This window comes from Binatus sp. (SeqCode) (assembly GCF_036522015.1).
In the GTDB taxonomy this organism is placed as follows: Bacteria; Desulfobacterota; Binatia; order Binatales; family Binataceae; genus Binatus.
Genome location: NZ_DATDGQ010000394.1, coordinates 1 through 11,557, shown reverse-complemented (window position 1 = coordinate 11,557; position 11,557 = coordinate 1). Strand labels below are relative to the sequence as shown.

At 60.5% G+C, this 11,557-nt stretch carries 12 protein-coding genes; 8 read left to right on the top strand and 4 right to left on the bottom strand.

Annotation, left to right across the window (positions count from 1 at the left end):
* Positions 1-363: class I SAM-dependent methyltransferase (locus VIW95_RS16785; protein ID WP_331588681.1), on the bottom strand; the 363-nt coding region annotated here is incomplete at its 3' end.
* 180 nt (positions 364-543) lie between these two features.
* Here VIW95_RS16785 and VIW95_RS16780 point away from each other — a divergent pair.
* Complete coding sequence (locus VIW95_RS16780) at positions 544-1,671, top strand: acyl-CoA dehydrogenase family protein (RefSeq protein ID WP_331588679.1); 1,128 nt, start codon at positions 544-546, stop codon at positions 1,669-1,671.
* Between the two features lie 161 nt (positions 1,672-1,832).
* Here the strand turns inward: VIW95_RS16780 and VIW95_RS16775 are convergent, their stop codons facing one another.
* Entirely contained in the window at positions 1,833-3,206 is a 1,374-nt protein-coding gene (locus VIW95_RS16775; protein WP_331588677.1) for an MFS transporter, read from the bottom strand.
* Between the two features lie 81 nt (positions 3,207-3,287).
* Between VIW95_RS16775 and VIW95_RS16770 the strand changes: the two genes are divergently transcribed.
* From VIW95_RS16770 to VIW95_RS16755, 4 genes are all read left to right on the top strand, one after another.
* Entirely contained in the window at positions 3,288-4,094 is an 807-nt protein-coding gene (locus VIW95_RS16770) for a hypothetical protein (protein WP_331588675.1), read from the top strand.
* A gap of 182 nt (positions 4,095-4,276) precedes the next feature.
* Positions 4,277-4,888, top strand: coding sequence for a TetR/AcrR family transcriptional regulator (locus tag VIW95_RS16765; protein ID WP_331588673.1), 612 nt, complete (start codon positions 4,277-4,279; stop codon positions 4,886-4,888).
* A gap of 18 nt (positions 4,889-4,906) precedes the next feature.
* Positions 4,907-5,905, top strand: coding sequence for a ferritin-like domain-containing protein (locus tag VIW95_RS16760; protein WP_331588671.1), 999 nt, complete (start codon positions 4,907-4,909; stop codon positions 5,903-5,905).
* 154 nt (positions 5,906-6,059) lie between these two features.
* On the top strand, positions 6,060-6,521 hold the full coding sequence (locus tag VIW95_RS16755; protein ID WP_331588669.1) for a DUF4279 domain-containing protein: 462 nt from the start codon (positions 6,060-6,062) through the stop codon (positions 6,519-6,521).
* A 40-nt stretch (positions 6,522-6,561) separates the two neighbouring features.
* Here VIW95_RS16755 and VIW95_RS16750 read toward each other — a convergent pair whose 3' ends face one another.
* Together VIW95_RS16750 and VIW95_RS16745 are read right to left on the bottom strand one after the other, a co-directional pair.
* A complete protein-coding gene (locus VIW95_RS16750; RefSeq protein WP_331588668.1) occupies positions 6,562-7,065 on the bottom strand; it encodes a GNAT family N-acetyltransferase in 504 nt (167 codons plus the stop codon).
* Positions 7,062-8,669, bottom strand: coding sequence for a vWA domain-containing protein (locus VIW95_RS16745; protein ID WP_331588666.1), 1,608 nt, complete (start codon positions 8,667-8,669; stop codon positions 7,062-7,064). The genes VIW95_RS16750 and VIW95_RS16745 overlap by 4 nt, the downstream gene beginning before the upstream one ends.
* 117 nt (positions 8,670-8,786) lie before the next feature.
* Between VIW95_RS16745 and hrcA the strand changes: the two genes are divergently transcribed.
* From hrcA to VIW95_RS16730, 3 genes are all read left to right on the top strand, one after another.
* Positions 8,787-9,833, top strand: a complete 1,047-nt coding sequence (gene hrcA / locus VIW95_RS16740) for a heat-inducible transcriptional repressor HrcA (protein ID WP_331588664.1) — start codon at positions 8,787-8,789, stop codon at positions 9,831-9,833.
* Between the two features lie 177 nt (positions 9,834-10,010).
* Complete coding sequence (gene grpE, locus VIW95_RS16735) at positions 10,011-10,637, top strand: nucleotide exchange factor GrpE (RefSeq protein ID WP_331588662.1); 627 nt, start codon at positions 10,011-10,013, stop codon at positions 10,635-10,637.
* Positions 10,638-10,686: 49 nt separating this feature from the next.
* The coding region (locus VIW95_RS16730) for an Hsp70 family protein (RefSeq protein ID WP_331588660.1) at positions 10,687-11,557 on the top strand (871 nt) is incomplete at its 3' end.

The following is an 11,557-nucleotide window of genomic DNA, read 5'->3' as shown; positions in this document are numbered from 1 at the left end:
GAAGTGATGAACCGCGAACCGGCACACGACGACGTCGAATTCACCGTCATTGAACGGCAGCCGCGACTCGACGTCACCCTTCTGAAAGCGGACGTTGCCGAGTCCCCGCTCCACGCGCATCCTCTCGGCAATCGTGAGCGGCGCGTCAGTCAGGTCGATACCCACGACTTCGCGACACACCGGCGCGAATGCCATCGCGACATGCCCGGGCCCGGTCGCGACTTCCAGCACGCGCGCATCGCGCGGTGGCGCCACAATCTCGACCAGCTTGCGCAGATGCTCCGCGTCGCGAATCGTGGGCGCGGTCGCATAGTCGTTCGCCTGCCGGGTAAATTCTTCGCGGACAAGATCTTTGTGTTCCATTCTTTTTATCGAACCGTTGACCATTGTCGCGGTTCCCGCGCGCGAATCAAGCGCGCAACTCGCCCCCCCTCGTGGCATTCCCGGCGCTTGCACGCCTGAAAGCCTTAATGGTACCTCAAACATGGATCTGAGCAGTTTCAAGCTGCAGGATTCCCCATCGAAAAAACGGAGGATCGCAAGTTGGATTTCGGATTTTCTGAAGAACAAGAGATGCTTCGGGACGCGGCCAAGCGCTTTCTGGCCGACAACTGCCCGACCAAGTTTGTCCGCCAGATGATGGCGGACCCGACCGGCCACGACGCCGGCTTCTGGAAGAAGCTGGTCGAGCTCGGATGGCCCGGACTGCTCATCCCTGAGAGTTACGGCGGCCAGGGCGGCAGCTTCCTCGATATGACGGTGATCGTCGAAGAAGCAGGCAAAGCCCTGGTGCCGGGCCCCCTCTTCACCTCCGCGCTGCTCGCGGCGCCGCTGTTGATTGAAGGCGGCTCCGACCAGCAGAAAAAAGATCTTCTGCCGCGCATGGCGAAGGGCGAGTTTATCGGCACCGTCGCGATCGCCGAAGCCGCGGGCCGCTTCGACGCCGAGGGAATCCAGCTCAAAGCGACCAAGAGCGGCAACGAGTACACGATCACCGGCGAGAAGTTTTTTGTCCCCGACGCGCACGTCGCCAACGGGATGGCAGTCGCGGTCCGCACTGGCGGCAGCGGCGAAAAAGGAATCACGATCCTGGCGATGAACGCGAAGACGCCCGGCATCACGATCACTCAACTCAAGACGGTCGATATGACGCGGCGCCTGTGCCACGTGAAGTTCGACAACGTGAAAGGCTCGGAGCTCGTCGGCAAGGAAGGCGAGGGATGGCCGATTCTGCGGCGCACGCTCGATATTGCGACCGCCGGGCTCGCGGCCGAGATGGTCGGGACGGCGCAGCGCGCACTCGACATGTCGGTGGACTACGCCAAGACGCGCGTGCAATTCGGCAAGCCGATCGGATCGTTCCAGGCGGTCAAGCACAAGTGCGTCGATATGATGGTCGCGGTCGAGAACGCGCGCTCGCTGACCTACTACGCGTGCTGGACCGTCGATACGAAGGGCGCGGAAGCGGCGACCGCGGTGCCGATGGCGAAAGCGTACGCATCGGACATGGCGAAAAACGTCACGTCGGAAGCAATCCAGGTCCACGGCGGCATCGGCTTCACCTGGGAGCACGACATGCATCTGTTCCACAGACGCGCACTAGCCGGCGAAGCAAACTTCGGCAACGCCCCGGTACATCGCGAGACAGTGGCGAAGTCGCTGTTAGGTTAGTCGCGACGACAAAGATCGCGCGACGACAAAGATTGATTGACGAAGCGCCGCGCGCGATGACCCCGCGGCCCTCTTCTTTCTCTTCGCGTGTTCGTAGTCCTAACCTGCCCTTGTCCGAGGTGAGGTTAGGATCTTCACTTCGACAGGGTGCACGGACGCGGCTACGCGATGGCTTTTGATTTTTCTTTGTCGGCGGCGGCGCTTCTTGCGGCTAGCCGGTCGCGCATTGCGCGGTGGCTTTCGCGGGTGATCGGGTAGCGCGAAAAGACCAAAGCGCTTAGCAAGTATATCGCGGCGGGGCCGAGTGCGAACAGCGCGCGCAGATGTTCTCCCGCTGCCGGTGTGATTCCGCTGCCGCCCGGTTTGTAGCCGACCCAGCTTAAGACCGGGCCGACCATCAGCAGCGTTATTGCGACCGCCATCTTTATCGACATCGAGGTGATTCCGCCGTAGGCGCCCTCCTGCCGCTGGCCGGTGCGCTCCTCGTCCCATTCGATCACGTCCGCCGACGCCGACATCTGCGTCACCCAGATTCCGATCGCCGAGAAGCCGGTGAATGCCATCAAGAGGTAAAGCGCGATGGTGCTCTGCCGCGTCATCATCATGAACATCAGCGAGCCGAGCGCGTTGCAGATCATCGCGACCACGAAGGCCGGCTTTTTTTCAAACCTGACGGTGATCCTGAACCAGAACGGATACGAGATCACCGAGCCGGCGAAGTACGCGATTAGCCATCGCGCCGCCGCGTTCTCGTCGTGATACCAGTATTTCGCAAGGAAGCGGATCAGGACGGTCGGAATATTGATGGCCATGATGGCCAGCGTCGTGGCGATAAGCAGAATGATGAACGGCCGGTTGCCCGCCATCGATTTGATCGACGCCCACAGCCGCGAGCGCTCGAGCGTCGAGAACTCGGCGCGCTCGCGCAGCCCCGTGTACGCGAGCATCGCGCCGCCCGCGACGACGATCGCGCAGATCGCGCCGGTCACTTTGAAGTCGGTGCCGCGCGCGAACAGGTAGGTCGCCGCGAACGGCAGCAGCGCTCCGCTGATGTCGCCGACGGTGCCGAGCAGCATCCGAAACGTCGAGAGCTTGGTGCGTTCGTCGTAGTCGAGGGTGAGTTCCGGCATCAGCGCGCTGTAAGCGGTCTCGTAAATCTTGCGCGACGTGAGCATCAGGAAGTAGAAGCCGAAGAACCATACGAACAGGCCCGCGTTCAGCCGCGGCGGCGACAGCAGCAGGTAGTAGCAGACCGCCATCGGAATCGCCGCGAAGAAGAACGGCCGCCGGCGGCCCGATTTGAAGCGCGCGCGATCGGAAATGTTGCCGACCAGCGGATCGGTCACCGCGTCGAGCACCAGCGCCAGGAAGAATGCAAGGCCGGCCAGCGATGGAGCGAGCCCCATCCGATCGCTATAAAAATAGAGCAGATGCAGTCCGATCAAAGTCACGCACAGGTTGAGGCCGGTCTGCGCCTGCGCGTAGATTAGCAGGGGACGAAGGCCGATTTTTTCGCTCGAATCCCGGGTTGCCACAGTCCGGCAACACTACTCGATGGACATGCCGATATACAAAGCATTTGCGGTTCCCCGTCCGACTCAGCTATCGGGATGGCGATGAGAATTTTCGAGCACTCCCCGATGCGTGAACGCCGATGGTTGTGGCTGGTCGCGATGTTTCTCTCGCTCGCGCTAGCGACGTCGGGATGCTCGCAAATCAAAGCGTGGTGGAGTCCCGACGACGACTCGACCGATCTCGACGACGCCGCCAACGCCAACGAGGGCGAGCCGCTGCCGCCACCGGTCGCGAAAGTCGCGATCAACTACCGGCATCCCGGCGACGCCCTCGCGCGCGCCACCGTGATCAAGTTCTTCGGCGCCGAAGTGATCAAAAACGATCAGCGCGACGCGTCGCATACCGAGTCAGTGGTGCGATTCGATGGCGGCGTACCGATTTGGGAGTTCAAGGCCGACGAAGGAACGTTCGGCTCGCTTACCGGCGTCGGCGCGACGAAGTATTCGCTCAAGAGCGTCGACTACTCGAAAGTGCCGACGCACTTCACGCAGGTGCTTCCCGAGGAAGGACCGCCGGAGCCGCTCGATCGCGGCGCTTACTACGTCTTTCAAATCGAGCGGGTGTCGGGTTCGACCAGCTACCAGGCGGTCAAGGTGCTGGCCGACGGTTCCCTGCAGGCCTACAACGCGCAACCACGGGCGGGCAGCAGTTACCTTCTTTGTTGCAACGTGACGTCGGACTTCCCCGAGCCGGTGGTTCTTCCGGATACGACTCCGCAAGATGCCGGAACGACGCCCGACGAATCTAACCAGGAGTCCAGCTCGCCGCCGGAGCAATCCGGCCCTGCTCCAGAAGAATCTGCACCCGTTCCGTCGCTCGATCCCAACTCGCTGGGCGGGACTCCGTAGCGCTTTAATCGTTCTTTTTCGTCCATTGGCCGCCTGATTGGACCCCTCCTTGATTTCTGGATTTTGGAACAAATTGGCGTGCTTACTGAGCTCCGAGACTGTATTCATTACTGAATATTGATTCAGTAATGAATTGATAATCGTAATTGACACACAATTCATTTTACAATAAAAAGTGCGTCGTGGATCAAGCAGCTCGACTATCTGGCGATGCGCCGAACCGGTTCGATCGTCGTCGCGAGAAAACGCGCGTCGATCTGATTCAGGCGGCTGAACGCGTCATCTCGAGCAAGGGCTACCATCAGACGCGCATCGCCGACATCGCGACCGAAGCCGACGTTGGCCTCGGCACCTTCTACCTGCACTTCAAAACCAAGAACGAAATTTTCATCGAGCTTATCGAGCATGGCGCGGCAGAATTGCGGCGTGTTCTGGGCGAGGCGAAGGCGGGCGTGCGTACGCCGGCCGAAAAACTCAAGATCACGATCGACACGATTCTCGATGCGGCCGCCGAGGCGCCCGAACTTTTCCGGATCGTGTTCGGCCACAGTCCTGCGTTTCTCGATCTGATGGTCCGCGTCCACAATATCTTCATCGACGATCTGCGCGACGACCTCGCGCCCGCAGTCGGCGAGCGCGCCGACGCGATTGCGCATCTGACGATCGGGATGTTGTCGCAGGCTATTTCGTGGCTGCTGGCGAGCCGCGATCTTTCTCACGCGGAACTGAAAAATATCACTGTAAATTTTGCCCTGGGCGGACTCGAGCGCGCGGCACGGCTCGGCGCCCCGTGAATCTGGAGGATTCTCACAATGGCCCACGACCACACGATTGTTCACACCGACCTCGAAAGCGTCTTCCACTGGGACTACAGCGTCAAGTTTCCGCAGATGGACCGGCTGTACGAGAATGCCAAGCGCGATCAGTGGAACGTCTCGACCACGATCAATTGGGACCGCCCGATCGAGAACGAAGTACTGGACATGACGATGATGCCGATGTTCCAGACCGAGCTATATCGATCGCTCAGCGAAGAGAACAAGTACCAGCTCGGGCGCAAGTTCGCGGCGTGGCGGCTTTCGCAATTTCTGCACGGTGAACAGGGCGCGCTGATGGTCTGCGGGCAGTTGGTTGATGCGGTGCCCGACCTCGACGCCAAGATGAACGCAGCGGCGCAGGTGTTCGACGAGGCGCGTCACGTCGAAGGCTTCCGCAAGTACATCACCAAGCTCGACCGCATCTACCCGATCGATCCGACGCTCGAGCGGCTGCTGACCACCGTCATGGCGCACGATCGATGGGAGCCCAAGTACGTCGGGATGCAGGTCGTCGCCGAGGGACTCGCGATCGCGGCGTTCCGCTTCATGCAGCGCGAGACCAAGGACGAACTGTTGAAGGAATTGCTCGAGTACATCATGAAGGACGAGGCACGCCACGTCGGCTTCGGGATGCTGGCGCTGCGCGACGCCGTGACCAAGCTCAAGGGCAAGGACAAGAAGGACCTCGAGGACTTCGCTTTCACCGCATGCGACATGATGGTGACGAAGGTGGTTGACGGCGTGCCCAAGGACGGCTTCCTGTCGGGCGCGATGGTGTTCGAGGAAGTTGGCATCTCGATGAAGGACATCGAAGAAGAGATGCATCGCAATCCTGCCTGGGCGGCGGCGGAGAACGACATGGAAAAGCAGTTCAACTCGTTCCTGTTCGTCGACACGATCATCCCATGCCTGCGGCAAATCGACCTGATCAACGACCGCACGGAGTCGTGGTACCAGCAGCTAGGCGTGATGCAGATGGCGTCAGCGGCATAGCTCGCAATCATCACAATCTGAATGATGAAGGGCCGGTCGTCGACGACCGGCTCTTTTCTTTTTCGATCGTTAGCCACGCAAACTCGTGACCTCAGAAAAAGTACTAGCTATTCTCTGACGGTCAACGACCGGAACGGTACCGACCGAGGAAAGCATGTCTGAAGAAAGGGAGTACTGCTCGTGCAAACTTTATGTTCGCGGCGACGAACTCGATCCTCAGCAGGTGACGACGCTCTTAGGCGTCGAGCCTAGCGAGGCGTATCGGCGGGGCGACCATTTGCGTTACCCACCCAACCACAAAGATGCCGGCCGGCCTGGCGGTTTGATAGTCCGGACCGGAACGTGGCGACTCGATGTCGACGAGGAGAAGAAGTGGTCGTGGGACGCGGCTGCTCAGTTAGACTATTGGTGCGTCTTCCTCACGAATCGCGAGACTGCAATTCGTGAGCTACAAGCACTCGGGTATGAAGTAAGAATTGACTGCCTTATCGACGAAGGTCCTGTCGTTTACCTGGATGTGTCGGTTGAACTGATGCGAATACTAGGGAATCTCGGAGTCGCGTTGCAATTCTGCTTTTACAATGCCGAGAATCTTCAGCCGGAAAAGAAATCCTGATCGAGCCTCCTATGACTCAGCACCAACATCATGAACTGCTCTACTTCCGGAACTCCGCGAGCGCTGTCCCTGACAGCTTGTAGTTGGGCTCGCCGAATTCTTCGTCGACGCCGCCGGTCGGCCGAAAGCCCAGGCTGATGTATAACGCGGCGGCGTTGAGGTTGGTGCGGAAGCAGGTTAGCTGCACCGCTTCGCATCGGGGATAGCGCGCGGCGATCATTTTGAGCACTTCGACCATTGCGGCTCGGCCGTAGCCTTTGCCCTGATGCTCGGCGGCAATCATGATGTCGTCGATCCAATAATTGTCGTGGCTGTTTGGATCGCATGCGGTAGTCGCGTAGCCGACTACTGCGTCGCCGGCGCGGATCAGATGCGGCAGATGCTCGAAGTTGTCGCCGAACAGGCGCACGTAGCATCGCGCGAGCGTCCATCGCGGCGGCGTGACGAACGTGGTCTGCTCGGGCCGAAGCTGCATGTTGAACAGCTTGAGAAAATTGCTCCGATCGATCGGCTCGAGAATTATTTTGTGTTGGCTGCTCTTCACGATTGCACGTGCAGGAAAATGTCGCGGGCGTGCTCGTCGCTGATGCGCTTGACCGACGTGATTCGATCGGCGAACTGCGCCAGCGACGACGTTTCCGCCGAGCCCACGTCGACCAGCACCGCGAAGATCGAAAAATCCAGCTCGTCCTTTCGCTCGCGCAGCCGCGCCAGCCAATCCGGGCTGACCTGAGATTCGCCGTCGGTGATAATCACGATATCGCCGCGCTTGAGTTTCTTCTCGCCCAGCAATTCGACCGCGGCGTCGATCGGAGTCTCGAAGTCGGTGCCGCCGCCCGGGAAGTACTCGGCCATCTCGACGACCTTGTTCAAGTCGGGTGCGTAGCGGCGCTCGCGATTGAGGTCGAGCACCTTGAGGCTCACGTCTCCCGACGAGAACATGACGGCGCGGAACAGCCGGCGCTGGCGCCGCGCGATATCCATCAGCGTCAGCGCGACAGCCTTCGACCACATCTCCTTGTCGCCCTGCATCGAGGAGCTGACGTCGATACACACAACCATCGGGCCCTTGCCCTTCTGCTCGTCGGCGCGCAGCCGGTACTGAAGGACGGTGCCTTCGAGCACGCGGCGATGGAAGTCGCGCTTGAGCACCGGATGATGCATCGCGAGCAGCTCGGCGGGAATCAAGCGTCCGAGCTCGGAGCCGAGCTCGATGTCGTAGGCTTCGGCGACTCCGCGCTCGAGCGTTTTGCGCTTGAGTGCACGCGCGTCCTGTTTGAACCGCCCGACCATCCGCGCCAACTCGCCGAGTTTCTTGTTGCGCGCGAGGCGCCGGCCGAGCTCGAGGCGCGCGCCGGCGGCGACGCGACCGCCCTGCCCGAATTCGCGGCTGAAGTCGTGACTGTCCTCGGCCGCTTGATCGATCTCGGCGGCGAGCTCGCCGGTCTTGAGCTGCATGCGTTTGAGCGCACTTTGATCCGCGCCCTTGAGTTGCGTCTCGAACTGCCGCGACTTCTGATTGAGCCGCGCCTCTGAGACTTTAGCCGCGCGTTCGGCCGCATCGGCCATCTCGGCGAGCTCTTTTTTCGTTGCTTGATTTTGTGCCGCGCCGGATTCTTGCTCGCCCTCTTCCTTGTCCTGCATTTCGTTGACGGCCTTCACCGCTTCGGCCCGCGCTTCGAGGTCCTGTTCCTGCCGCGCGAGATCCCACAGATCGAGCATCTCGCTGCGATTAATGAGCTGCTCGGATTTCACCAATTCGAGCGCGTGCTCGCTCATCACGATCGCGGCGATGGCGGCCTTGTCTTCTTCGAGTGCGGTGCGCGAGCGCAAGGCCTGGAACGGCGCCGACGGGACGATTTGTTCGAGGATGGTGCGATTGAGCGAGGCTGCGAGGCGCACGTCGCCGGTTTTGCGGAACACCGGGTTCATTTTGAACAGCGCGAAGAAGAGGTCCTGCACCAGCGCGCCGAAATGCGGGACCAGACGCTCGCCGGTTTCCGCGAGGTCGGCGAGCGACGGCGCGTCGGCGACGATTTCGTTCCACGTGCGGCGGTCGTAGCTGTCGCTCTCGAACCACGACGCATTGGCGGGCACGACGGGAATATAGAGATGGCGTGGCTTGATGATTTTGGCTTTGCGCGCCATCGGCATCGATCCTACGTCACTGAATACCCGCTCGCCATCGGTGAAATTAGCCGGATTGCGCTACGATATCCCTTGAACTTATCCATGAATGCGTAACAGAATTGAAACAAGCACGAGATGACACAGGAATCTTCCAGCACCACGCTTTCGAACCGGCAACATGCCCTGGTTCTCGCGGCCGTGCAGGAGTTCATATCGACCGCCGAGCCGGTCGGCTCCGCGCAAATAGTCGCGCGCCATCAGCTGGGCGTTCGCGCTGCGATGGTGCGCAACATGATGGCCGAGCTCGAGGACGGTGGTTACCTGCGCCAGCCGCATACTTCAGCGGGCAGAGTCCCCACTGAAAAAGCGTTTCGCTACTACGTCGATCATCTCGCAGCGGCGACACGAATCGGATTCGAGGATCGCGCGCAGATCGAGCTGCACTACTCGAGCGCCGTGCGCGACCTGGGCGAGGTATTGCGCAACACGCCGCGCCTGCTCTCGATTCTGACCGGACAGGCCGCGCTGGTGATGGCGCCGCGGCTGGAGGCGTCGATCCTCGAGCGCGTGAACTTCGTGCGCTTGCGCGACAACCAGGTGCTCGCCGTTTTCGTCGCGTCGAAAGGCGCGATGCAAAACCGGATCGTCGATACCGCGCGCGACCATTCGCAGGACGAGCTTGATCGCATGGCGCGCTACCTGAACGAGTCGCTCGAAGGACGCACGCTCGACGAAGCGCGCCGATGGATCGAGGCGCAACTGCGCGAGGAGCGCGCCAACTACGATCGCTTTATGCACGACGCGCTCGCCCTCGGCGAGGCGCTCGCCGATTACGTCGGGCGTACCGAGCTGTATGTCGAGGGTAGCCTGCAGGCTTTGGAGCAGCCGGAGTTTTCCGATCGCAGCAAGATGCGCGAGTTGCTGCGCGCGCTCGACGACAAGACCGCCCTGCTCGAACTGCTGGAGCGCAGCCTGACCAACGCCGGGCTCACGGTGTCGATCGGCTCGGAGAACTACGATCCGCGGCTGTCGTCGTTGAGCGTGGTGGCGGCGTCTTATGCGAGCGGATCGAGCGCGCTGGGCAGCCTGGCGATCGTCGGCCCGGTACGGATGGACTACGACCGAGTGATTCCGCTGGTCGAGTACACGGCGCGCGCGCTATCGAGACTGATGGAATATTAGAGAACTCCATCGTAGTGATACCCGCGATGGGTTTCACGCTTCCTTCGGCAGGGGTAACCCCCTGCACCTTGGTATTTCGTTCTTCGAAAATTTGCGAAAAATCTAACGATTTCGCCGTTGCCGGCAGTGGCATGGCCGAAAATCATGCTTACGTTTTATGTTCATCCGGTCACCTAAATGAACAAGCGACACAAGCATCCTCAGGACGGAAATCCCGGTATGGATGGTGAATTCGACCCGACCGACGCTGGCGCCGAGGCGGAGCAGGGCCGTGACGCGGAAGCGTTGAGGGCGCAGATTGCCGAAAAAGACAAGGAAATCGCCGAGTTGAAGGACAAGTATCTTCGCGCGCTCGCCGACTCTGAAAATGCGCGCAAGCGAATCCGCCAGCAGAGCGAGGAATCCGTGCGCATCCAGCGCGAGAGCATCCTGCGCGACCTGCTGCCGATAATCGATAACCTCGAGCGCGCGCTCGCGGCCGCCCGCAATGGTACCGACACTAAAACGATCGTCGACGGCGTCGAGATGACGGTGCGGGCGCTGATCGATTTTCTACGGGCGCAAGGCGTGACGCCGCTACTGTCGGTCGGCCAGACCTTCGATCCCAATCGGCACGAGGCGGTCGATCACGTGGCGTCCGAGGCGCATCCTGCCAACACGGTCGTCGATGAGTTCCATCGCGGCTATCTGATTGGAGAGCGGGTTCTGCGGCCGGCGCGCGTGTCGGTCGCGAAGGGAAATGAGACTGATTCGAGAAAGCGAAACGGAGGCGAAAACGACGCTTCCGACGTTGAAAATAACTAAAGCATGATTATTTCTATCTTAAGTTTTATATCAGAGGACCTCTAGGAAAATGGCAAAAGTTATCGGTATCGACTTGGGCACGACGAATAGCTGCGTCGCGATCATGGAGGGTGGCGATCCTGTAGTCATCGCCAACTCCGAAGGCAGTCGCACGACGCCGTCGGTCGTCGCATTTACGGAAGCAGGCGAGCGGCTGGTCGGTCAGATCGCCAAGCGCCAGTCGATCACCAATCCGACCAACACGGTTTTTGCGATCAAGCGGCTGATGGGCCGGCGTTTCGACGACGCCGAGGTTCAGAAGGCGATCAAGGTGCTGCCGTACAAGGTCGTGAAGGCCGACGACGGCGCGGCGTGGGTCGAAATCCGCGGCAAGAAATACAGCCCGCCGGAAATTTCAGCGTTCATCCTGCAGAAGATGAAGCAGACGGCCGAGGATTACCTTGGCGAGAAAGTCACCGAGGCCGTTATTACTGTGCCCGCGTACTTCAACGACAGCCAGCGCCAGGCGACCAAGGACGCAGGCCGTATCGCTGGTCTCAACGTGCTGCGGATCATCAACGAGCCGACGGCGGCTTCGCTGGCCTACGGTCTCGACAAGAAGAAAGACGAAAAGATCGCGGTGTTCGATCTCGGCGGCGGCACGTTCGATATTTCAATTCTTGAATTGGGCGAAGGCGTTTTCGAGGTCAAATCGACCAACGGCGACACCTTCCTTGGCGGCGAAGATTTCGACCAGCGGGTCATCGATTACCTGGCCGATGAGTTCCACAAGGACCAGGGATTCGATCTGCGCAAAGATCGCATGGCGTTGCAGCGGCTGAAGGAAGCGGCCGAGAAGGCCAAGACCGAACTGTCCACGGTCACCGAGACCGACATCAATCTGCCGTTCATCACGGCGGACCAGTCAGGCCCGAAGCATC

Excerpts from the sequence above, each read along its gene's own strand:
- VIW95_RS16760 (WP_331588671.1), top strand. The coding sequence starts at position 4,907 with ATGGCCCACGACCACACGATTGTTCACACCGACCTCGAAAGCGTCTTC.
- VIW95_RS16755 (WP_331588669.1), top strand. The coding sequence starts at position 6,060 with ATGTCTGAAGAAAGGGAGTACTGCTCGTGCAAACTTTATGTTCGCGGC.
- hrcA (WP_331588664.1), top strand. The coding sequence starts at position 8,787 with ATGACACAGGAATCTTCCAGCACCACGCTTTCGAACCGGCAACATGCC.
- VIW95_RS16745 (WP_331588666.1), bottom strand. The coding sequence starts at position 8,669 with ATGGCGCGCAAAGCCAAAATCATCAAGCCACGCCATCTCTATATTCCC.
- grpE (WP_331588662.1), top strand. The coding sequence starts at position 10,011 with ATGAACAAGCGACACAAGCATCCTCAGGACGGAAATCCCGGTATGGAT.
- VIW95_RS16770 (WP_331588675.1), top strand. The coding sequence starts at position 3,288 with ATGAGAATTTTCGAGCACTCCCCGATGCGTGAACGCCGATGGTTGTGG.